This is a genomic window from Candidatus Competibacteraceae bacterium (genome assembly GCA_016699715.1).
Taxonomy (GTDB): domain Bacteria; phylum Pseudomonadota; class Gammaproteobacteria; order Competibacterales; family Competibacteraceae; genus Competibacter.
Map to the genome: position 1 here is coordinate 2558043 of CP065007.1, position 22631 is coordinate 2580673.

Below are 22631 nucleotides of genomic sequence, written 5' to 3' on the forward strand. Positions count from 1 at the left end.
ATGAACCATGTCGTCACCGAGCAACTGACCGTCGCCGGTCAAGCCATCGAGCACGAGTCCTTCGCCGTGATCGATGCCGAGGTCGAACAGCACGCTTACAGCGCCGAGCAATGGATGATCGTTCGCCGCATGATCCATGCCACGGCCGATTTCGAATTCAACGGTCTCACCGCGTTTCATCCTCGGGCCGTGGCCGCCGGACGGGCGGCGGTACTGAAGGGCATGACGCCCATCGTCGCCGATGTCGAGATGATTACCGTTGGTCTCTCGGCGCCCCGGCTCAAACACTTCGGCCTGACGACTCACCAGTTCATCGCCGATCCCGAGGTGATCGAGCGCGCTCGCGCCGAGGGTAGCACCCGCGCCGTGCAGGCCATGCGCCTGGCGTGGCGGCGCGGTCTGCTCGACGGCGCGCTGATCGGCGTCGGCAACGCACCGACGGCCCTGCTCGAAGTCATCCGCCTGGTGCGCCAGGAGGGCGTGCGTCCGGCGCTCATCGTCGGCATGCCGGTGGGTTTCGTGTCGGCGGCCGAGTCGAAGGAGCAGTTGGCCACGCTGAGCGAAGTTCCGTGGATTTTGTGTCGGGGCCGCAAGGGTGGATCGACCCTGGTGGTCGCCGCGCTGCATGGCCTGTTGGCGCTGGCCGAAACCCAAGCGCATGCCGCCGCCTGAGCGTCGCGGGCATGACCGTTCCGACGAGAAGACGCGCAAGGCGACGCCGCGCCGCGCGCGCGGCAACCGCAGCGGTTTCACCACCGGCGCCTGTTCGGCGGCGGCGGCGCGAGCAGCCACTCTGGGTCTGGTCTCCGGTACCGTGCCGGACATGATCGAGTGCCTCCTGCCGAACGGTCGGCGGGTCCGTTTCGCCGTCGAGGACGGTTGCGTCGCGGCGAATACCGCCCATGCCGTGGTGGTCAAGGATGCCGGCGACGACCCGGACGCCACGCATGGCGCGCGACTCACGGCCGATGTGCGCCTGCTGGCCGGGCAAGCCGGTTGCCTGATGCTCAAGGGCGGTCCCGGTGTCGGTACGGTGACGAAGGAAGGACTCGGGCTGGAGGTGGGCGGCCCGGCCATCAACCCGGTGCCGCGCCGGAACATCGCCGACAACGTGCGGGCCGCCGCCGGCGACCTGCTCGATCATGCCGGTCTCGAAGTGACGATTTCGGTGCCCGACGGCGAAGCGATGGCCAGAAAGACCCTCAATCCCCGGCTGGGCATTCTCGGCGGCATTTCCATTCTGGGCATCAGCGGCATCGTTCACCCCTATTCGACGGCGGCGTTCCGGGCCAGCGTGGTGCAGGCGGTGCAAGTCGCCGCCGCGCAGCGGCAGCCAGCCGTGGTGTTCACCACCGGCGGTCGCACCGAAAAACGCGCCATGCGGCAATATCCCGAATGGCCGGAAGCCTGTTTCGTGCAGATGGGCGACTTCATCAAGGCGGCGTTCGACACCGCGCGGGATTGCGGTTTTCGGCGTGTCATTCTGGGCTGCATGGTCGGCAAGCTGACCAAGATCGCTCAGGGACTGCCCGTCACCCACGCCTGGCGGCAGGCCATCGACCGCGATCTGCTGGCCGAAACCGCCGCCGAAGTGGGTGCGCCGGCTTCCTTGGTGACGGCCATCCGCGCCGCCGAAACCGGGCGCTTCGCCGCCGAAAAGCTCGCCGAACTCGGTTTGACCGTGGATTTTCATCGCGCGCTCGCCCGGCGCGCCTGGATCAGCCTCAACCGGCGCTATCCGGGCTGTTTCGAACTCGATGTGCTGGTCTGCGATACCGAAGGCCAGACCCTGCTTGTTTTGTCGCACACCGAGGCCCTGGATCGGTTTGGAGGCGGGCGGCCATGACACCCTGTCAGATCGTCGGCGTGCATGACGACGGCGCGGCTGGCCTCACGGCGCACGCCCAGGAACTCCTGCGCACGGCGGATCTGGTCATCGGCGCGCCCCATCAGTTGCGTGCCGTCGCGTCGGTGTTGTCGGAGCAGGCCGAACAGCGTGATGCGAACGGTCGCGTCGCCGCCGTGGCCGCCTGGGTCGAGGAGGCACTGAGCGCCGGGCGGCGAGTGGTGGTGCTCGCCACCGGCGATCCACTCTGCTTTGGTATTGCCGCCGGTTTGATCGCCGCGTTGGGGCGTGAGCGGGTCCACGTCGTACCGACGCTGTCCAGCGTGCAATTGGCCGCGGCCCGTCTCGGCCTGTCCTGGCAGGATGCCAAGCTGGTTTCGGTTCATGCCGCCGACGCCGGCGAATGGGCGCCCGGCGCCCGCCACGATCACGGCCTGGCGCCACTGGCGCGGGCGCTCGGCCAGCATGATCTGCTGCTTTGCCTGACCTCGCCGGCCAACGATCCGGCGCGCATCGCCCGTCTGCTGCTGGCGGCCGGATTGGGTGAGGCGTTTCGCCTCGACGTGGCGGCATGCCTCAACGCGCCCGACGAAGCGCTATTTACCGATCTCACGCCGGCGGCGGTGGCGGAGCGGACTTTTCCCGCGCCCAATGTGCTGATCCTGCGCCGCATCGTGCCGCGCCCGCCGCGCCCGCGATTCGGTATCGAGGACGAAGAGTACGCCCAGCGCCAGCCGGAACAGGGTTTGCTCACCAAGCTCGAAGTGCGCGCCGTCGCGCTCGCCAAGCTGCGACTCGATCCCGCCGCCCTGGTTTGGGACATCGGCGCCGGCGCCGGCACGGTCGGTCTCGAAGCGGCCTTGCTGTGCCCGGACGGCCATGTCTACGCCATCGAAAAAAATCCGGACGACAGCGCCAACGCCCGTGCCAACGCCCGCCGTTTCGGCATCCTCAACTACACGCTGATCACGGATCGGGCGCCCGCCCAACTGGAAACCTGGCCTGATCCCGACGCGGTGTTCATCGGCGGCTCGAGCGGTGCCCTGTCGGTGCTGATCGAACGGAGTCTTGCTCGCCTCAAGCCGGGTGGCCGACTGGCGATCGATGTCGTCACCTTCGAGAATTTCGCCACCGCCATGGCTGCCGCGCGGAGCAGTGGCCTGCGGTGGGAGGTGCTGCAACTGTCGGCGGCGCGCAGCCAGCCCATTCTTCAACTACACCGCTTGGCCGCGCAAAACCCGGTGTGGATCGTGGTCGTTACGAAGGAGTGCACATGAAAGCAGTGTTTGGTCGCCTGATCGGCGTTTCCATGGGACCCGGTGATCCCGATCTGATCACCCGGCGGGCTTGGACGGCGCTGTCCAGCCCGGCACGATGGGTTTATCCGGTGAAGAAGGAAGGGGAGCCGTCCTTTGTACTCGATATCGCCCAGCGTGGCGGATTGGCGGTGCCGGCCGATGCCTTGCCGCTGGTGTTTCCGATGACCACCCAGGCCGAGCTGTTGGCCCGCGCCTGGCTGCACGCGGCCACGTTGACGGTCGAACGGCTGGCCGACGGGCAGGATGTGCTCTTCCTGGTCGAAGGCGATGCCTCGACCTATTCCACGTTCGGCCATCTGGCTCGCGCCGTGCGCCAGTTGCAGCCGGCGATCGCGGTCGAAGTGATCCCCGGCGTCAGCTCCTACTGCGCCAGCGCGGCCCGCATCGCTCAGCCGATGGTCGAGGCCGACGAAGCATTGGCGGTGTTACCCGCGTCCTATGGTGTCGAGGTCGTCGATCACATGCTCGACCAATTCGACAGCCTGGTCCTGCTGAAGATCAAGCCGATGCTCGATGAGCTGCTGGACCTCCTCGAACGACGCGGTATCGCCCAACATGCGGTGTATGTCGAAAAAGTCGGCACGCCCGAGGAGCGCGTGGTGCGGAACGTGTTGTCGCTGCGCGATGAAACCGTGCCTTATCTGTCGCTGTTGCTGGTCCGCAACCCCCGCCGTGTCAAGCCGCCGATTTCGCGGGGTTGCCGCCCCCGGCGGGTCCGCGAGGTCGCCTCGTGAGGCATCACCTGCCGTTCGGCCCGGAGCAGGTGGCGGTGGTGAGCATCACCCGTTCCGGGGTCGTCCAGGCCGGCCGCGTGATCGCGGTCCTACCCGGTGCCCGGCTGTTTGCCCCGGAAAAATTCCGCGCCGAGGCCGAAGCCGCCGCCCCCGGTTTCGCGAGCTGTTTCGCCGGCCAGACCGCCGACCAGATCCCGATGCTGTTCGCGCGGTTCGATGGCATCGTCGCCATCGTCGCGCTGGGGATCGTGGTGCGGCTGATCGCGCCGCATTTGCGCGACAAGGTCCACGATCCCGGCATCGTCGTGCTCGACGAGGGCGGCCGTTTCGCCATTCCGGTGCTGTCCGGTCATATCGGCGGCGCCAACGCGCTGGCGGCGCTGCTGGCCGAGCGGATCGGCGCCACGCCCGTATTCACCACGGCTTCCGACAGTCGCGGCACTCTGGCGGTCGATCTGCTCGGCCGCGAGTTCGGCTGGCGCATCGACGCACCCAAGGATAACGTCACCCGCGCCAGCGCCGCCGTGGTCAACGATGAGCCGGTGGCCCTGGTGCAGGAGGCCGGTACCCGGCATTGGTGGACGCGAACGGCGCCGCTGCCGACCAATCTTCGGATCTGTACCGTGCTGGAGGACATCGACCCGGCGGCTTTCGCGGCCGTGTTGTGGATCAGCCGACGCGTCGTGCCGGACCTGCCGGCGGCATTGGCCGCCAAACTGGTGACTTACCGCCCACCGGAGGGCATGGAATGAACGCGATCCCTCTTCGCCTCGCCCTCGGTCTCGGCTGCGACCGTGGCACGCCGATGGCCACCTTGACGCGCGCTGTCGATGAAGCGCTGGCCGAGGTGGCGCGGCAAGCGGGCGCGCCCCTGGAAATCGTCGCCGCCGCCAGTATCGACCTCAAGGCGGACGAGGTGGGCCTGCTGGAACTGGCTCGTGCCCATGGCTGGTCGTTGTGCTTTTACCCAGCCGCGCGGTTGGCGGTCGTGCCGGTGCCCCATCCCTCGGAAACCGTGCGCCGTCATACCGGTACGCCTTCGGTGTCGGAGGCGGCCGCGCTGCTGGCCGCCGGAACGCGCGAGCCCGCCGCCACGAGTCAGTTGCTGGTTGCAAAACATCGGGTGCGCGGCCCCGATGGGCGCAGCGCCACTGTCTCGATCGCAAGGATCATCCCCTGATGACGACCCCATGTCCCACCGGCAGAATTTCCCTGGTCGGCATCGGTCCGGGCAGTCTGGACCACATGACGCCGGCGGCGCGCCAGGCGATCATCGAAGCCGACACCGTGATCGGCTACGCCACCTACATCAAGCTGATCAAGCCCCTACTCGATGGCAAGGAGGTCATCAAGAAAGCGATGACCGAAGAGATCGACCGCGCCCTGGAGGCCCTGGAGCGTGCCCGCCAGGGTCGGCGAGTGGCGCTGGTGTGTTCCGGTGATGCCGGCGTGTACGGCATGGCCGGGCCGACCTACGAGGTGTTGTTCGAAGCGGGTTGGACGCCGGACTCGAACATCGAGGTCGAGGTCATCCCCGGTGCTTCGGCGCTCAATAGTTGCGCCGCGCGGGTCGGTGCGCCGCTGACGCACGATTTCTGCGCCATTTCGCTATCCGACTTGTTGACGCCGTGGCCGGTAATCGCGCGCCGGCTCCAGGCCGCCGCCGTCGCCGATTTCGTGGTGGCGCTCTACAACCCGAAGAGCGGGCGGCGCGGCGAGCAGATCGTTCACGCCCAAACGATCTTGCTCGCCCATCGCGATCCGCAAACGCCGGTCGCCATCGTCAAGTCCGCTTACCGCGCCAAACAGCGGGTGGATCTGGCCACGCTCGCCGATCTCGCGGAATGCGAGATCGGCATGTCGTCCACCGTGCTCATCGGCAACAGCCACACCTTCGTCCGCGACGGCCTGATGGTCACGCCGCGCGGCTATGCCCATAAATACGACGTTACCAGCGGCGAACCCAGGGAAGGCGAGCGGCGCGGCCGCTCGCTGTCCACTGGCCTGGTGGGCTGGCGCGCGGCCCTGCGCGAGAACGCGGCAACGCCCGAGGTGTTGGCCGCACAGCTCGGTTTGCCCGAGGCTTACCTGCGGTATGTATTGAACGAATCCACGACCGTTTGAGCCGTTCGTTTCAAGACCGTCCGCGCCTTAATGCGTTGCCACTTTGCATTTAGCAACAGGCATGAGTACAATTTACTATTTTCCGCATAGTCCGACTCCAGCTTTTTTCGCCCAAGACCATGAATGAGGTGATGGTTTAATGCCTGCCGTGAAAGTCAAAGATAACGAGCCGTTTGATGTCGCGCTGCGCCGCTTCAAGCGTTCCTGCGAAAAAGCCGGCGTGCTGTCCGAAGTACGCCGCCGCGAGTTTTACGAAAAGCCCACCCAGGAACGCAAACGCAAGCGAGCCGCCGCCGTCAAGCGCCACTTGAAGAAGCTTTCCCGGGAAGCTGCCCGCCGTGTTCGTCTGTTCTGATCTGAATCAGCCCTCCTGTCGCCCCTTCCGTTCGCGAGTCCGCCGTCATGTCCCTCAAAGACCGTATTCAGGATGACATGAAAACCGCCATGCGCGCCAAGGACAAGGAACGCCTTGGCGCGATTCGCCTGATTCTGGCCGCCGTCAAGCAGCGCGAGGTAGACGAGCGCATCGAGCTGAACGATGCTCAGATGCTCGGCGTGCTGGAAAAGATGATCAAGCAGCGCCGGGAATCGCTGGCGCAGTACCAAAGCGCCGGCCGTGAGGACCTGGCCGCCAGGGAGTCCTTCGAAATCGAGGTGATCCAATCCTACTTGCCGGCGCCACTGAGCGAAGCGGACATCGACACACTGGTCGCCAACGCCGTTGCCGTGACCGGAGCCCAATCGGTACGCGACATGGGCAAAGTCATGGCCCTGATCAAGGATCAGGCGCAGGGTCGGGCCGACATGGCCAAGATCAGCACCCGGGTCAAGGCCCGTCTCGACGCCTGACCGGAACTGGTTTCACGCCCACGCGTTCCAATCCGTCATGCTTTTCATTGTGCTCGACCGCTGACGGCCGCCCGCCGGTTCGCTAGGCTTTGTGGATATGGCTGGCCGCATACCTCAGGAATTCATCGATCAATTGCTTAGCCGGGCAGATCTCGTCGAGATCGTCAACGCTCGAGTGCCGCTGCGTCGAATGGGCCATGAATTCATGGCCTGCTGTCCGTTTCACGCCGAAAAAACCCCGTCGTTTACGGTCAGCCCGCGCAAGCAGTTCTACCATTGCTTCGGCTGTGGCGCTCACGGTACCGCCATCGGCTTCCTGATGGCCTACGAGCGACTGGAATTTCCGGACGCGGTTGAAGATCTGGCTCGCCTGGTCGGGTTGGAAGTACCCAAGACCGGCGGCGGCCCGAGCGGCTCCGGTTCGTTTCGGTCATTGCTGGACTGGTTGGCTCAGGCCGACCGGTTCTTTCGCCAGCGGTTGCGCGAACATCCGGCCCGGCAACGAGCGGTCGACTACCTGCGCCAGCGCGGGCTGACCGGCCAGATCGCCGCTACGTTCGGGATCGGTTATGCACCGCCCGGTTGGAGCAATCTGAGCCAGGCACTGCACGAAGCCGGTGCCACGGTTCAGGACCTCGTCGATGCCGGCCTGGCCAGCCGCGACGAGCAGGGTCGGCCGCGCGACCGGTTCCGCGACCGCATCATGTTCCCGATCCGCGACCGCCGCGGCCGGGTCATCGCTTTCGGCGGGCGGGCGCTGGATAGCGACACCACGCCCAAGTATCTCAACTCCCCGGAGACGCCGGTATTTCACAAGGGCGCGGAGCTATACGGCCTGCACGAGGCTCGCATCCATACCCCGCACTTGCGGCGGTTGGTGGTGGTTGAAGGTTACATGGATGTGGTGGCGCTGGCCCAGCATGATATTTCCTACGCCGTTGCCACGCTGGGCACGGCCACCACCCCCGAGCATGTCGAGCGGTTGTTTCGCACGGTCAATGACCTGGTGTTCTGTTTTGACGGCGACCGCGCCGGGCGGGCGGCGGCGACGCGGGCGTTGGAGGTCGCGCTGCCGTTCCTGCGCGACGGCCGGCAGGTCGGTTTTTTGCTGCTGCCCGAAGGCGAGGACCCGGATACGCTGATCCGGCGGGAAGGCCGGGTGGGGTTCGAACGGCAGCTGGAACAAGCCGTGTCACTGGCTGATTATTTGTTCGCCGAACTGCGCGCCCAGGCCGACCCCAACACGCTGGCTGGGCGCGCCCGCTTGGCCGAACTGGCCCGACCGCTGTTGGAAAAGCTGCCCGAAGGGCATTTTCGGGATCTGATGGTGGAACGTCTGCGCCAGGAAGCGCAACTAATGCATACCCGTCTGCGGCTTCCGGTGGGCGGAACCGTCGACCTCGCCCGGCACAACCTGCAACTGACTCGCACCCCGCTGCGCAAGGCGATTGCCTTGCTGCTCTATCGCCCCGAACTGGCGTGGGCGGTGGTGGCGGACGATCCCGCCCTGCGGAGCGGCGAACCGGGCGTGAAGTTGTTGGCCGAATTGATCGGCGGTTTGCGCGCCAACCCCGATTTGAGCATTGCCGCGCTGCTGGAGCGCTATCGCGATACCCGCGAGGGTGCGATTCTGGAGCGGTTGGCTCAGTGGCGCTTGGAAGCACTGGAAGAAGATTTTCAGTTTGAACAAGAGTTTGCCGACATCATTAGCTACCTGCGTCGGCGCAATGACCCGCGAGAACATTTGCTGGGAACACTGCGGGGTACGCCGCGCGCGCTCAGTTTTGAGGAACGGGAAGAATTGCGGAGCCTGGGTAAGCCACAAAAAACCTAATTTTTAATTGTTTGCGATTATTGGTTTGGTTTTTGTGATAGGCTCATTCGTTTAACTTTTTTATTCCTCTCAGTATGTGAATAAGTCATGAGCGAGCAGCAACAGTCGCAATTAAAGAAATTGATCGCCCGCGGCAAGGAAAAAGGTTTTCTGACCTATGCCGAGGTGAACGACCATCTGCCCGATGATATCGTCGATCCCGAACAGATCGAAGACATCATCGCGATGATCAATGACATGGGCATTGAAGTCCACGAATTTGTGCCCGACACCGAGACCTTGTTGCTCAATGAGAACCCAGCCAGCGCCGACGACGATGTGGTCGCCGAGGAAGCCGCCGCCGCGCTGGCCGCCGTGGACAGCGAGTTCGGCCGCACCACCGATCCGGTGCGGATGTACATGCGCGAGATGGGTACGGTCGAATTGCTGACCCGCGAGGGCGAAATTCAGATCGCCAAGCGCATCGAGGAAGGGATGGGCCAGGTGCTATCGGCGCTGGCCAACTATCCGCTGACAACCAGCGAACTGTTGCGAATTTACGATTCGATCAGCGACAACGGCACCCGGCTGAGCGATGTGATCAGCGGCTTCCAAGAGGACGAAGATGCCTCTTCGCCGATATCGGAGGAAGAAATACCGCTGACTTCGGATGATCCGGATGCGGTAGTCGGCGAGGACGAAGAGGAAGCGGGCGAAGAGGAAGCGAGCGAAGAGGAAGCGGACGAAGAGGAAGCGGACGAAGAGGAAGCGGACGAAGGGGAAGCGGGCGAAGAGGAAGCGGGCGAAGAGGAGGAGCAAGGCGTGGTCGAAAGCGGCCCCGACCCCGAGGAAACCGCCCGCCGTTTCGAGGAATTGCGCGCCCTCTACCACCAAACCCAGTCCAGCGCGGACGAACTCGGTTTGCAGCACCTCCAAACTCAGGCGCTGCGCCAGCAACTCGGTGAGCGTTTCCTGCAATTTCGGCTGGTACCGAAGGCGCTTGACCAGTTGATCGCCAACCTGCATGAGATGGCCGAGCGCATCCGTTCCCGCGAAAAGGAAGTCATGCATATCTGCGTCGGCAAGGCCCAGATGCCGCGCAAGACGTTTGTCACCTCGTTCCCGCAGAACGAGACCCGGCTGGATTGGGTGGAGGAACAGATTCAGGCCGGCAAGAAATATTCATCCTTACTGGCGGCGCAGCGTGACGACGTGCTGGCGGCGCAGCGACGATTGCAGGCGATTGAAACGGAAGTCCGGTTGTCGATCCACGAAATCAAGGACATCAACCGCCACATGTCGATCGGAGAAGCCAAGGCGCGTCGGGCCAAGAAAGAGATGGTCGAGGCCAACCTGCGACTGGTGATTTCCATCGCCAAGAAGTACACCAATCGCGGTTTGCAGTTCCTGGATTTGATCCAGGAAGGCAACATCGGGCTGATGAAGGCGGTGGACAAGTTCGAATACCGGCGCGGCTACAAGTTTTCGACTTACGCCACCTGGTGGATCCGGCAGGCGATCACCCGCTCGATCGCCGATCAGGCCCGCACCATCCGCATTCCGGTGCATATGATCGAGACCATCAACAAACTGAACCGGATTTCCCGGCAGATGCTGCAAGAGATGGGTCGTGAACCGACTCCGGAGGAACTGGCCAAGCGCATGGAGATGCCGGAGGACAAGGTTCGCAAGGTGCTGAAAATCGCCAAGGAACCCATTTCGATGGAGACGCCGATCGGCGACGACGAAGATTCGCACTTGGGCGACTTCATCGAGGACCTCATGGTGATGTCGCCGGTGGAAGCAGCCACGGTCGAAGGGTTGCGCGAATCCACTCGCGAAGTGTTGTCGACGCTGACCCCGCGTGAAGCCAAGGTGTTGCGAATGCGGTTCGGCATCGATATGCCGACCGATCACACCCTGGAGGAGGTCGGTAAACAGTTCGACGTGACTCGCGAGCGCATCCGCCAGATTGAAGCCAAGGCCCTGCGTAAGCTGCGGCACCCGAATCGCTCGGAGCAACTGCGCAGCTTCCTGGATCTGGATTGAATCGCTGGCGGGCACTCCGCGGGCCGGGTAAAATTTCACGGTCACGGGCCCTTAGCTCAACGGTCAGAGCAGGGGACTCATAATCCCTTGGTTGTAGGTTCGAATCCTACAGGGCCCACCAGTAAAATTAAGGAGTTAGGCGAAAGTCTAGCTCCTTTCCTTTTGCCTACTGTCCACCGGTTGTCCACTCCATGAAAAGCACTGGCGATTGTCCACAACAAAGAAACCGCTATTTCAGGGCATCGCCGGGCATCACTTCCAATAGTGCGTTCACCGCCGTTGCCGAAACTGTTCCCGCTCCCGGTCGTTGCGAATCCTCACCTTGAGGGCACGCCGGCAATTGCCACACACTTCCCCATCGTTCAGCTTGATTCCATCCGATCGGGCAAGGCGCCCGGTCGGAACGTGGTACATCGCCGCCGTTCGTCCGGGAACAGGCACGCGGCTTCCTTCGTAGCAGGTCACGGCAGGGTCTACCACATGCCATTTCATGGAACCTTGGGCCAGCTTCACCGCCACCACGTCATCATCATCAACACGCATAAATAGTTTCCCTCCCTATAGGGCTGTAAAAGTGGTAAAAGTGGTAAAAGTGGTAACCACGCCTTTATATTCAGTGAGTTAAGGGTTACCACTTTTAAACCAAAGTGGTAACCGCCCAAGGTAAAAGTGGTAACCGGACAGAATGCCGCCGCAACCACGGTTACCACTTTTGAGTTTTCGGTTACCACTTTTAAACCAAAGTGGTAACCCTTAACCTGTTGATTCTAAAAGTACGGTTACCACTTTTACCACTTTTACCACTTTTGTGGGGGTAGAGAGCCCTAACTTTCGAGAGCGGTTGCATCGAACATTAAAACCCGTTCCAACTTGCCGGCAATCTTCACCACGCGGGTGGTCCGTTCGCCGCCGCCCGGTATCGCGTCGCCAGGCAGCAACCAGCCGCGTTGCTGGCACTGGCGCCACAGGGCACGGGGCCGGATGTTCAGGCCGGTATCACCCTTGCGGAGCGCTTCGTTCACCGCTTCCAGGGTTGGAGTAGAGAGCAAGTACAGTTCCCGCTTGCTCTCGTTGCGCCAGCCGATACGGGGGCCGCGCAACGGCTCTTGGGCAAAGTTCCTGCTTCCATCATCCGTCAGCGGTTCCACATGGGCCGCGCCGCTGGCCAGCAATTCCGCCAGGGCCGCCCGGAAGCGTTCGGCGGGTTGCGAGTCGGACACGTGCCGGCTATGGCGCCGCGCCAGTTCCATCAGCACGTCAATCGGGTTCACATCGGGGAGAGTTAGGCCGGCCTGTTTGAAATGGCGAAACGCCAAGCCCATGCCTACCAGCAGGAAGGCCACTTGTTCAGGCGCCCGCCCGGATAGCCCTTGTTGCAGGGCCGCCGCGCGATACTCCGTCCATGCCCGCTTGGCATCCGCCACCGCCTCATCGAATCGCGCCGCCAAGTCCTGGATGTAATCCGCCATGCAGCGTGCCAGCAACCCACCTTCCGCCGCCTCTTGTGCCCGAGTCAGCGCCGCCAAGTCCACATCACCCCGTTGCAGAGTGACTCCAAACAGCCGCGCGTTGATGCTTTCGCCGGTCGGCCATTGTTCCGCCGTGCCCACCGTCAGCCCGCGCGGGTAGCGGTCCGGCCGTTGCGACAAATCCGCCCGTAACCGGCCGCGCCCTTGCCGGTTGCCGCAACTGCGAATAACCCGGCTTATACCGTTTCTGAATAGAATTGAGCTGTTAGCCCAGCATCCAGGCTCATTGTTGGGCAACGCTGCGCTTTTGCCCAACCTACGACCTACAGGCAATAGCGTAAAATCTATGCAGAATTGGTATTACCGTTGCGTCCAGGGCCGCTTGTTGGCTGGCGTTGGGTTGCGGGGCGTAGTCATCAATCACCGCCAGCGCATCCGCCAGGGCAAACAGCTTGCCCTCAATGGCGTTCGCGGAATCCGTCCAGTTCGCCGTTAAACAGGTCCGATCCATCGCCGCGCCGAAATGCGCCAACGCCAGCGCCGCGATGCTGCTTTTCTGGCTTTGCGAGGGTGCCTCAAGCCACAACATGAAATCGACGTTCAGTGCTTGAGCCAGGGGCGCCAGGTAGACACAGGCCAGCAGGGGCACACTCACGGCCGGGGGTGCGATGTCCAGACAAGCCAGGGACGCCGCCGCCGCGTCCAATCGCTCTTGTGGCGTGGTCGAAAGTGCCGGCAGTTCGTAGCGATTCAGGCCGGATAGGTCTACCTCGATACCGGCCGCCGATCCGGCCGCGCCCAACGCGCCGCCACCGTGCAGGTACAACCACGCGCCGTCCACTTGGCGCCATCCGGTATGGGTGTAGACGGTGCGCCGCTCCACCGCGCCTTTGGCATGGGAGAGGGTTTGAATCGCCGCGCGAAGGGTGTCTTTCTTCCCGTTGCCGGGTTCAACGATGCACTGCGTTCCCCAGTTCTTCGCGGGCCAGCCCATGGCCATGAATTCTTCAAAGGTTACCGACACGCGGGGCAAGGGGCGTCCGCCTTGCTCACCTTCCAGGGCCAGCGACAGATTGATTTCCAACCCGTTATCACAGGCCAGTTCTTCCACGATGCGGGCCGTGAAGTTGCACAACGGCTGTTCCTCGGGTTCGCCCGCCGCGTTGAACCGGACCACCATCATTCCGCGCGAGGCCGCCACATAGCGCCCACCACCCATGCCCGCCGGCTTGCCCTTGGGGCGTTCGGGCTTGACCTCATCCGCCAGCCAGTCCGCCGGGGGCGGTTCGCCCTGTTCCGCGATGGCCAGCAATTCCGCCGCCAGTTCGCCGCGCCGGTCTTCTGGTATCGGGTCGAAGCCGTTCCACTTGGGCAACCGTTCCGCCAGCCAATCCGCCGCGTCGCCTTTCTCGGGGAGTTGCGGCAAGCGGACAATTCGAATCTCGGGAGCGAGGGAAAGCGTCGCCAGCGCCTTGCACGCCGCCCGTGCGTAATCTTCGCCGGGCCGGTCGTTGTCCGGGAGCAAGTAGACTTGCGGCACACCCGCCAGGGCCGCCCAATCGCCGCCGGCCGCCTTGTTCGCGCCGCCTTGGGCGGATACCGCCGCCAGTCCCAGCGAGTGCAGGGCCGCCGCTACCTTTTCCCCTTCCACCACGAACGCCGGGGCTTGGTGTCCGTTCAATCGTTCCGCGCCGAACAGCACGGGCGCCGTTGGGCCGCCGGCCTTGAAGCCGGAAGCGTTCGGCTGGAAGTAGGGGATGACTTGCTTACCGTTGCGGTCGGAGTCGAAGCGCGCCACGACTCCAAGGGGTTCGCCCGCCGGGTTGCGATACCACCAGCACGCCTTGAAGGGATAGAACGCGCCGGTTCGGTCTTTCCAGGCTTTGGGAATGAAGGCCGGCCGGTGCGATGGGGAAAATTCTAGGTTGTTCATAAGAGGGTTCCGCCGCAGGGGGAACGGGGTAAAATGCCTATCGGTTTGGTAGGAATTCACCCGCTCCCGGTGGTGTTCAAGTCGCGCTATGGGGTGCGGGTTTTTCTTTGAGCCACGCCACCAGCACCCGCCGTTCGGCCTGTTCGATTTCGATGGCTTGCCGATAAACGGCCATGTCCAGATAACTGCTGATGGCGTCTTGCAGGATGCTGGCGAGTACATCCGGGGGGAGCGCTTCCGCTTGCACGGTTTCACCCGTGAAGTTGCGCCGGTCGGTTTCCTTGGGCGGGGCCGTGGGCAAGCTATGGCGCGTAATGTGGTCGGGAGTTACGGCAAGGCGGATAAACTCGGCATCGCCGCCGAATTCGTTGATGAACGCCCGCACGTCTTCATCCAGCGAACCGAAAATGTGAACGCCGCTGGGGTCGTGGTCGCCGATGTGTAGAACCAGCACCCGGCCGATTCGGGCGAATGCCTGCGCCATGTCGTGCTTGACGGTCACGGAGTCGAAGCCGCCGCTGGAATAGACGGGGATGCTGTACGGTTCGCAAATCCGCTCAAGCTGGGGCGCCATGCCAGCCGCCTCACACCATGCCGCCAGTTGGACGGGTTGCCCGCGCTGGCGGTCGATTCGATAGCCTTCCGCCGTAGCAATCAGAGAACGCTTTGCCCCTTCCAGGGTATGCCAGCCCTGCCAGCGGGCGCCGTGAAAGCCGTCATCCCGAATCACGCCGAACGGAATCAACCGCGCCCGCCGGGCTTTGTTCAGGGTTTCACAAAGCCGTTCGTAATCCCTCTCCGTCTTGGAGTAGCCATACGCGCCCACCAGCCGGTAGAACACTTGCCTCAAGGTCAAAGGCAAATGCTTTTGGTATTCCTCCAAGACGGCTTGCGCCTGTTCAATCAGCACCCGCGTTTTCGTTTGCGGTTTCCAGTTGATAAAGCCACGGGGCCGGCCATGAATTGCAGTCGCCAGCATGGTTATACCATTTACGATTAGATTTTGTTATCATACTCATTTAACCTACTTTTATTGATCCAGTCATGAGCCGCTCATTACAAGTCGAAATCCACGAATCCTCCGAAGAACTAAAGCGCATAATGAATGAACAAACTCACGCCAAGTTTCGAGAGCGATTACAAATTCTATATTGGATTAAAAGTGAAATTTTTCATTCTTTACAAGAGTTAGCCGATCATTTAGGGCGATCGAAATCCGTCATTGTCAAGTGGCTCAAAGTATATCGTACCCAAGGCTTAATCGGGCTGTTGCAGTGGAATTATCATGGCGGCCGTCGTTCGAGAATTACCGAAGCTATGAGAGAGGCACTCCAGCGCCGTCTGGACGATCCGACTCATGGATTTCATAGTTACGGACAAATCCAGCAGTGGCTTCTCCAGGAATACGAGGTCGATATTCCTTATTCAACAGTGCATCAAGTCGTTCGTTATCAACTCAAAGCAAAACTTAAAGTGGCGCGGCCAACGAGCGTTCATCGCCATGAAGAGGCGGTGGTTTCTTTTAAAAAAACTTCCACGACAACTTGAATTAATTGATATTCTTCAGCAAGTTGAAAATGAAGCGGTCCGGCCTTTACGGTATTGGTGCCAAGATGAAAGTCGCTTTGGATTAAAAACGATCACCCGGCGGGTCATCACCGCACTGGGGATTAAGCCAGTTGGTCCAGTTCAATGGACCTTTCAATCATTTTGGCTCTATGGTGCCATTGAGCCACTGAGTGGCGAAAACTTCTTTTTAGAATTTTCCCATTTAGATGCTGATTGCTTTCAGTGGTTTTTGAATGAATTTTCTAAAACTTATCCGCACAGCCTCAACGTAATTCAATTGGATAACGGTCGCTTTCATTCTGCCAAAAAACTCGTAATCCCCGATAATGTCGTCTTATTATTCCAACCGCCTTACAGTCCCGATGTGAACCCCATTGAGCGTGTTTGGCAATCAATGAAAGATCAATTGTGTTGGATCAATTTAAAAACCCTAGATGAACTACGTAAAAAAGTGGATGAACTCATTCAATCGCTTCTCCCAAGCGAAGTGGTTTCTTTGACCAGTTTTGATTTTATTTTATCCGCACTAAAGTAGTAAAATCTATTAGTAATCGGTATTAATTCTCCAGGGTCAATAAATACCGCCGCGCCAAATCATCGATTGCGTCACGAAATGACAGCCGGTTCAGCTTGGCGTGAAAGGAAATGAGGTCGCCTTTCTCGCCACACCCGAAACAGCGGAAGCCGCCGTTGTGCAGATTGACGGCAAGGGACGGATCGGTGTCCGCGTGAAAAGGGCACACCGCTAAAATCCAGCCTTTAGCGCTCGGTTTGCCTCTCCAAGTCAAAGCCGCGCGGTAAAAACTCTCGGGGTCAATTGCTGATTTGATGGTTTCCGCTGATATGCGGGGCATGGTTTCAACTCCGATAATGGACGATGAAACCCGGCGGTGGCGCCGGGAAACGGGCGGGTCTGAGAAACTGCAACGAAGAGCAGCGCGCGCCCTTGCGGGTAGCGCATCCCGCCCGCTCCCGACAGAGGAGGCAGGCTTGCACGCGAATTCCAGGCGGAATCCGGGCATTAAAAAAGCACGTTGACGGAGTGCGGGGCCGCTTCGTTTGGCGTTTCTCAGGCGCCGGGAACAAGCATAGTCCTGGGCCGGGCAATGGGCAAGTGGCGTCATGCGCTCAGCCTCGCGCGGATCTGAAGCAAGTACTGGGTTGCTTTGGTGGCCGCTTGGCTGCCGTCGTGCTTGTCGGGGTGGCAGCAGAGTAACAGCCGAGGAAGTTGCTCCCGGAGTTCGTCCAACGGTGGAATGGCGAGCGCCGCCGATTGTGAAAGGAGGGCGTGCACCTGCGCACGCAACCGGCGGCATTCAGCGTTGGACTCGAGGTATCGCGCCCGCCACGATTCCCGGTCGGCCGCGTGAGTCTCCGCCGCTTCCGCTCGTTTGTTCTCCTTAAAGCAGCGGATGCACAGGAGTTTCCACGTTTCATCCACGCCACGGTGAAACGGGGCGCCACATCGCGAGCAAAACGCAGTGGTCACAATTCCAGCCCCAATTGCACCGCGCCACCGGGCCGCCAGCCGGGCGGAAGCGCGTAACAAACCGGTGGATTCAACTCGGTATCTGGGCCGGGGTTCGGCATGGGCCGGGATTCGATAGGCCAGCCATCACGGCGCAGTTGATGAACCACGGCGCCCAATCGCCAGCCACCACGCCCATTGCAGGCGCCAATTAAATCGGGGTGCGTCAATGCTTTTCCTGCCAGCAACTGGAGCCGAACCCAAGCGAGTTGCGAACCGCCCTCAAGCCGCCGCATGGTCGCCGCCCTGCTTTTCCCGAATCCATTCCTGGAACTGTTCCGCGTCAATCAATACCCGACGACCCACACGGAGTATCGCGCGGTCTAGTCCATTGCCGGGAATAGGGCCTTGCGACGATTGCCTTTCCTTGGAGCAGAAAACCAGGTTGCGTAGAGCCGGTTCAGAGAACGCCGGGAAGCGTTCCGATAATTGGCGAATCGTTAGAGGTTGCATTGCCGGTTAATCCTCATGGTCGCTGAAAGTAGCGACAAGGATTAACCGGCTTGGGGAGAAAAAAAAGAGGCGTATACGTAGAAAAGGGGTTTCTACGTAGACAGGGGATTTTCAGAGTTAGGATTTACGGGGCCGGCCGCCGCGCTGGTTTTTAGGGCGAGGGTCAATCTCGCTTGCCCATTTCAACAGGGTTGGGGTGTCATATCGCCCTTTGAAATAAGCTACTTCAGGATGGTTTTTAACCGTGGTTTGTTGGGTTCCATTCCATACCGCATTGTCCAGAAAATGGGCTTTGTCGGTAACGCACTGGCGGTTCAGCGCCGGGTTTTGATTTCCCGCCGCGCCCTGTTCGGGCTTGTCCGGTTCGCCCTGGGGGAGTGGTTCCGGTTCGCTTTGAGAGAGCAGAGATGTCCACAAATTAATGAGGGAACCAGTCGGGGCATTGGATTGTGTTGCGCGCCAGGTCCGGTAAGGTTCGCGCGGTATTCGCCAGCAGTCATAGCCGGGAATGTGAAAGGTTTTCGGTCGCTTCCAATTGGTAGCGGGGGATCGGTACGTTGCTGATTCGCTAAACCGTTCAAGGTGTGGGCCGTCGCCTAACGACCCGTATCGAATCGCCGCCTCAATGGCTTTTTCCCAACCGATATAATCGGGATGTTTCTTGTCCTGAAAGCTTGTTGCGGCCGGAAATTCCAGTTCCATGATTTCCCATAACCATAGTTCCGATTCGCCTGCCAGCAACCCGCGCCGCGTCCGTTCCGCTAGTGGCAACCCCTCTGGATTGCCGGTATCCTGTTCACCAGTCATCAAGCACACTCCAAGGCTGATATGACAAGGGGCGGTTCCTGTTTCGCCACAGGGCCGCCCCGCTTCGTTTCTACGCTGTTTTCACCTTCGACCTACCCTTCTCCTTACTCACTTCACTTCACCTTGCCTGCCCGCACGCCGCCGGCCGCCTACGCGCCAAATATCGCCGCGTTCATCCGTTCCACCACGCCCGACTTGTGCGACTCCGATAGATGGGCATAGCGTTGAACCATGGACAGGGTTTTATGCCCCAACACCGCCGCAATCTCGTTCAGGCTGGCGCCGTTCATGGCGAGATAACTGGCTGCTGAGTGTCGCAGGTCGTGAAAGCGGAAATCTTCGATGCCCGCCCGCTTCAGGGCCGCCAGCCAGGGCGCGCGCAAATCCACCGGCTTGCCGGGGTTGTTGCCGGGGAACAGCAGCGGGGTATCCAGCCGCCGCACCTTGCCATGTTGCTTCAAGAGTTCCAGGGCCTTGCCCGCCAGCGGAACGCCGCGCCGTTCGCCGTTCTTCGTCTCACGCAAGGTGAGCCAGCCGCGTTGCAAGTCAACATCGCGCCATTCCAGCGCCATGATTTCGCCCGCCCGCATTCCGGTAGACAAGGCAAGCACCACCACGGGGAACAGGTAGGGGTTCGGGCTGGCTTCACATGCGGAGAGCAGGGCCGCGCGTTCCTCATCCGACAGGAAGCGAACGCGCCCGCGTGGCTCGCGGGGTTTCGTGACTTTCCGCATGGGCGAATCATCCAACCACCGGTATTCCTTCACCCCGATGGTTAGGCAGTGTGAGAGCGCCGCCAGGTAGCGAACCACCGTTGCTGGGGATCGGGGCGTATCGCCAGGGAATCCAGCCGCTAGCCTGTCTCGATACTCGGCAATCAGGGGCGGGGCTAGGTCGGCCAAGGCGTAGGCGCCCAACTGTTCGCGCCACCAGGCCAATTGTCGTTGTCGATGGACGCTATCTTTCTGGCTGGGGAGCACGTCCGCAATGTAGCGGCCAATCAGTTCCGCCAGGGTGTGGCGTTGCGCTTCGCGGGTCTTGAAGTAGCGCCCTTCCCGAATCGCCGACTCGGTTTGTTGCGCCCAGCGTCGGGCATCCGTGAGCCGGTCGAAGCTGGCGGTTTGCAACGGGCAACCCTTCATGCGGATGCGTACCCGATGCGTGATTTTGCCGTTGTTCGAAGTGTGTTTGTCGAAAGTCGCCACCGCCGTTCCTCCAAGGTTCAACCCATGGCGAAAGCCTACGTTAAGCGGCGATAAATGACAACAGGGGATTTACTATCCCATGATTTTATGAAAAAAATCGTTATTTTGTATGGTGTTAAAAATTCAAACCCCGGATATTGTCCACTAAAAGTCCATCTATACAAATCCACACCCTATTGAACACTGCTACGGTAAATAAAAACTATCGAAATTCCGGGGCAGATAGGATGGCTTCCGGGTCCGCTTGGCGGGGATAGACAGGGCCACCCCTGGGCATGATAGACGCGCTGTTGTCCACCGGTTGTCCACTTAACCACGAATAATGGCGTTATTTCTGATAGTCGCCACTTGTTGCAGTTTATGCAACTTATTGAGATTTTTGTAAAAATATCAAATTAATCAAGGTGTCCCAATGAATTTTTTGGGACTCATAATCCCTTGGTTGTAGGTTCGAATCCTACAGGGCCCACCAAATTTAGGCCGCCCACCAGAGGCCCAGCCTGACGGGAGTGATTCTGTTCGGGATCGACATCTGGGGCTTGGCCGCGTCTGGAGCCTGCCGCCGCCCTGGATCGCGGCCGCGCCCTGGGCCTTCCAGCGCTTGGGGTGGTAGTCCACCTACCCCCGAATCAAGGTACCGATGCCGGCGTCGGTAAACAATTCCACCAGTACCGCGTGCTCGATCCGACCGTCGATGATGTGCGCCGCCTTGACCCCAGCGCGCACCGCTTCCAGCGCGCAGCCGATCTTCGGCAACATGCCGCCGTGGATGGTGCCGTCGTCGATCAGCGTTTGTACCTGGTGGGCATCCAGGCCGGTCAGTAGGTGGCCCTCCTGGTCCAGTACCCCGGTGGTGTCGGTGAGCAGAATCAGTTTCTCCGCGTGCAGCACCTCGGCCATCTTGCCGGCGACCAGATCGGCGTTGATGTTGTAGGACTGTCCATCCGGACCGACCCCAATCGGCGCGATCACCGGGATGAAGTTACCGTGGGTCAGCGTCTCGACGATGGATTTATCGATGCTGGCGACTTCGCCAACATGGCCGATGTCGACGATTTCCGGCGCTTCCAGATCGGGACTCTTGCGGGTGATGGTCAGTTTACGGGCGTGAATCAGATCGCCGTCCTTGCCGGTCAGGCCCACCGCGCAACCGCCGTGGCGGTTGATGTTGTTGACGATCTCCTTATTGACCAGCCCGCCCAACACCATCTCCACCACATCCATGGTTTCGCTGTCGGTGACGCGCATTCCGTCCACGAAGCGGCTTTCCTTGCCGATGCGCTTGAGCAGTTCGCTGATCTGCGGGCCGCCGCCATGCACCACCACCGGATTGAAGCCGACCAGCTTCATCAGCACGATGTCGCGGGCGAAACCGTTTTTTAGATGCTCGTTTTCCATGGCGTGGCCGCCGTACTTGATCACGAAGGTCTTGCCGGCGAAACGGCGGATGTAGGGCAGCGATTCGGTGAGAACGTGCGCCACCTGGGTGGCGGCCTGGGCGTCTAAAGCCATGCGGGGATCAACCTCTAAAAACGATGGGAAACGAAGAAATCAGAAGGGTAGGGCTAAATCGGATTGCAAGGCCAGCAGTTGCTGGCGGAACCGATCCTGAATGTCGGTCATGGCGGTCGGATCGTCTGCCTCGAAACGCAGCGTCAGACTGGGCGTGGTGTTGGAGGCGCGCACCAGCCCCCAGCCGTGCGGGAATTCCACCCGCAGCCCGTCCAGGGTAATGGTTCGCGCGTCCGGGCCAAAATCGGCCTGGGCCGCCAGCCGGGCCATGAACGCGAACGGCTCGCCCTCGGCCATGTCCAGCCGCAGGTCCGGCGTATTGAGGCCGGTCGGGTAGGTGGCGAAGAATTCGGCGCTGGATAGCGGCTGCCGGACTAGCAACCGCAGTAACCGGGCCGCGGCGTAGAACGCGTCGTCGAAGCCGAACCAGGCATCGGCATGAACGAAATGACCGGCCAGTTCGCCGCCCAGCAGCGCGCCGGTTTCGCGCATCTTGGCCTTGATCAGCGAATGACCGGTTTTCCACAGGATCGCTTGGCCGCCCAGACCTTCGATCAGCCGGGTCAGGTACTGGGAAGACTTGATGTCGTACACGATGGCCGCGCCGGGATGCTGGGCCAGCACGTCCTCGGCCAGCGGCATCAGCACATGATCCGGCCAGACGATATCGCCGGTGCTGGTGATCACGCCCAGCCGGTCGGCGTCGCCGTCGAAGGCCAGCCCCAGATCGGCGCCGTGCGCCCGCACCGCCGTTTGCAGGTCGATCAGGTTCTCCGGCACGCTGGGGTCGGGGTGGTGGTGCGGAAAGCGCCCGTCCACCTCGCAGTACAGCTCCATCACCTCGCAGCCCAGCGCGCGCAGCAGGGGCGGCGCGGTATAGCCGGCGACCGCGTTGCCGCAGTCCACCACCACCTTGCAGGGTTTGGACAGGCGCAGCGTGTCGCTGATCCGCCGGATGTAATCGGCGCGGATGTCGGCGAACCCTTCACGGCCATGGCCGCGGCGCAGGTCGCCGGCCTCGATGCGGCGGCGCAGGTCGCGGATCACCTCGCCGTGCAGGGCGATCCTGTCGATCACGATCTTCAGCCCGTTGTACGGCGCCGGATTGTGGCTGCCGGTGACCATGACCCCGGCATGGCTGATGTCGAGGGTGTGGGTGGCGTAGTACAGCAGCGGAGTCGAAACCGTACCCAGATCCAGTACATCCAGCCCGGCGGCGCGGATACCGGCCTTGAGGGCCTCGCACAGGACAGGGCTGGACAGCCGCCCGTCGCGGCCGACGATCACCTGGATTTCGCCTCGCTCGGCGGCGAGGCTGCCCACCGCCTGGCCGATGAGTCGCACCCCCTCGGGAGTCAGATCGCGGCCCACCACGCCACGGATGTCGTACTCCCGGAAGATGGTTTGGATCATGCGCGAGG

General features: G+C 61.5%; 20 protein-coding genes, 1 tRNA gene and 1 pseudogene. 13 read left to right on the forward strand and 9 right to left on the reverse strand.

What is annotated here, in order from left to right; genetic code table 11:
* From IPM89_11470 to IPM89_11525, 12 genes are all read left to right on the forward strand, one after another.
* Complete coding sequence (locus IPM89_11470) at positions 1-672, forward strand: precorrin-8X methylmutase (protein ID QQS53492.1); 672 nt, start codon at positions 1-3, stop codon at positions 670-672.
* Positions 659-1846, forward strand: a complete 1188-nt coding sequence (locus IPM89_11475; GenBank protein QQS53493.1) for a cobalt-precorrin-5B (C(1))-methyltransferase — start codon at positions 659-661, stop codon at positions 1844-1846. Before IPM89_11470 ends, IPM89_11475 begins: the two co-directional genes overlap by 14 nt.
* Complete coding sequence (cbiE, locus tag IPM89_11480) at positions 1843-3123, forward strand: precorrin-6y C5,15-methyltransferase (decarboxylating) subunit CbiE (GenBank protein QQS53494.1); 1281 nt, start codon at positions 1843-1845, stop codon at positions 3121-3123. Before IPM89_11475 ends, cbiE begins: the two co-directional genes overlap by 4 nt.
* Complete coding sequence (gene cobI / locus IPM89_11485) at positions 3120-3899, forward strand: precorrin-2 C(20)-methyltransferase (protein ID QQS53495.1); 780 nt, start codon at positions 3120-3122, stop codon at positions 3897-3899. Before cbiE ends, cobI begins: the two co-directional genes overlap by 4 nt.
* On the forward strand, positions 3896-4651 hold the full coding sequence (locus IPM89_11490; protein ID QQS53496.1) for a cobalamin biosynthesis protein CbiG: 756 nt from the start codon (positions 3896-3898) through the stop codon (positions 4649-4651). The genes cobI and IPM89_11490 overlap by 4 nt, the downstream gene beginning before the upstream one ends.
* Entirely contained in the window at positions 4648-5079 is a 432-nt protein-coding gene (locus tag IPM89_11495; GenBank protein QQS53497.1) for a cobalamin biosynthesis protein, read from the forward strand. Before IPM89_11490 ends, IPM89_11495 begins: the two co-directional genes overlap by 4 nt.
* On the forward strand, positions 5079-6023 hold the full coding sequence (gene cobJ, locus IPM89_11500; protein QQS53498.1) for a precorrin-3B C(17)-methyltransferase: 945 nt from the start codon (positions 5079-5081) through the stop codon (positions 6021-6023). The genes IPM89_11495 and cobJ overlap by 1 nt, the downstream gene beginning before the upstream one ends.
* A 139-nt stretch (positions 6024-6162) precedes the next feature.
* On the forward strand, positions 6163-6378 hold the full coding sequence (rpsU, locus tag IPM89_11505) for a 30S ribosomal protein S21 (GenBank protein ID QQS53499.1): 216 nt from the start codon (positions 6163-6165) through the stop codon (positions 6376-6378).
* 47 nt (positions 6379-6425) lie between these two features.
* The gene (locus tag IPM89_11510; protein ID QQS53500.1) at positions 6426-6872 is read left to right on the forward strand and encodes a GatB/YqeY domain-containing protein; all 447 of its coding nucleotides are present in this window, start codon (positions 6426-6428) and stop codon (positions 6870-6872) included.
* A 97-nt stretch (positions 6873-6969) separates the two neighbouring features.
* Positions 6970-8706 carry a DNA primase gene (locus IPM89_11515; GenBank protein ID QQS53501.1) on the forward strand — a complete coding sequence of 579 codons (1737 nt, stop codon included), beginning with the start codon at positions 6970-6972 and terminating at the stop codon, positions 8704-8706.
* 87 nt (positions 8707-8793) lie between these two features.
* The gene (gene rpoD, locus IPM89_11520; GenBank protein ID QQS53502.1) at positions 8794-10734 is read left to right on the forward strand and encodes an RNA polymerase sigma factor RpoD; all 1941 of its coding nucleotides are present in this window, start codon (positions 8794-8796) and stop codon (positions 10732-10734) included.
* Between the two features lie 45 nt (positions 10735-10779).
* A tRNA-Ile gene (locus tag IPM89_11525) sits at positions 10780-10855 on the forward strand.
* 149 nt (positions 10856-11004) lie between these two features.
* On the opposite strand, the gene IPM89_11530 is transcribed toward IPM89_11525, so the two are convergent.
* From IPM89_11530 to IPM89_11545, 4 genes are all read right to left on the reverse strand, one after another.
* On the reverse strand, positions 11005-11277 hold the full coding sequence (locus IPM89_11530) for a hypothetical protein (protein ID QQS53503.1): 273 nt from the start codon (positions 11275-11277) through the stop codon (positions 11005-11007).
* Between the two features lie 281 nt (positions 11278-11558).
* Complete coding sequence (locus IPM89_11535) at positions 11559-12383, reverse strand: hypothetical protein (GenBank protein QQS53504.1); 825 nt, start codon at positions 12381-12383, stop codon at positions 11559-11561.
* Positions 12384-12519: 136 nt separating this feature from the next.
* Positions 12520-14136: a hypothetical protein gene (locus IPM89_11540; GenBank protein QQS53505.1), complete on the reverse strand. Its 1617-nt coding sequence runs from the start codon at positions 14134-14136 to the stop codon at positions 12520-12522.
* Between the two features lie 76 nt (positions 14137-14212).
* Positions 14213-15115: a hypothetical protein gene (locus tag IPM89_11545; GenBank protein ID QQS53506.1), complete on the reverse strand. Its 903-nt coding sequence runs from the start codon at positions 15113-15115 to the stop codon at positions 14213-14215.
* Between the two features lie 65 nt (positions 15116-15180).
* Here IPM89_11545 and IPM89_11550 point away from each other — a divergent pair.
* A pseudogene (locus tag IPM89_11550) lies at positions 15181-16240 on the forward strand (IS630 family transposase).
* Between the two features lie 22 nt (positions 16241-16262).
* Here IPM89_11550 and IPM89_11555 read toward each other — a convergent pair.
* From IPM89_11555 to IPM89_11575, 5 genes are all read right to left on the reverse strand, one after another.
* On the reverse strand, positions 16263-16559 hold the full coding sequence (locus IPM89_11555) for a hypothetical protein (GenBank protein QQS53507.1): 297 nt from the start codon (positions 16557-16559) through the stop codon (positions 16263-16265).
* A gap of 1244 nt (positions 16560-17803) precedes the next feature.
* The gene (locus tag IPM89_11560) at positions 17804-18493 is read right to left on the reverse strand and encodes a hypothetical protein (protein ID QQS53508.1); all 690 of its coding nucleotides are present in this window, start codon (positions 18491-18493) and stop codon (positions 17804-17806) included.
* A 149-nt stretch (positions 18494-18642) separates the two neighbouring features.
* Complete coding sequence (locus IPM89_11565) at positions 18643-19698, reverse strand: site-specific integrase (protein ID QQS53509.1); 1056 nt, start codon at positions 19696-19698, stop codon at positions 18643-18645.
* Between the two features lie 618 nt (positions 19699-20316).
* On the reverse strand, positions 20317-21210 hold the full coding sequence (argB, locus tag IPM89_11570) for an acetylglutamate kinase (protein ID QQS53510.1): 894 nt from the start codon (positions 21208-21210) through the stop codon (positions 20317-20319).
* Positions 21211-21249: 39 nt separating this feature from the next.
* Positions 21250-22623 carry a phosphomannomutase/phosphoglucomutase gene (locus IPM89_11575; GenBank protein ID QQS53511.1) on the reverse strand — a complete coding sequence of 458 codons (1374 nt, stop codon included), beginning with the start codon at positions 22621-22623 and terminating at the stop codon, positions 21250-21252.
* Positions 22624-22631 lie beyond the last annotated feature (8 nt).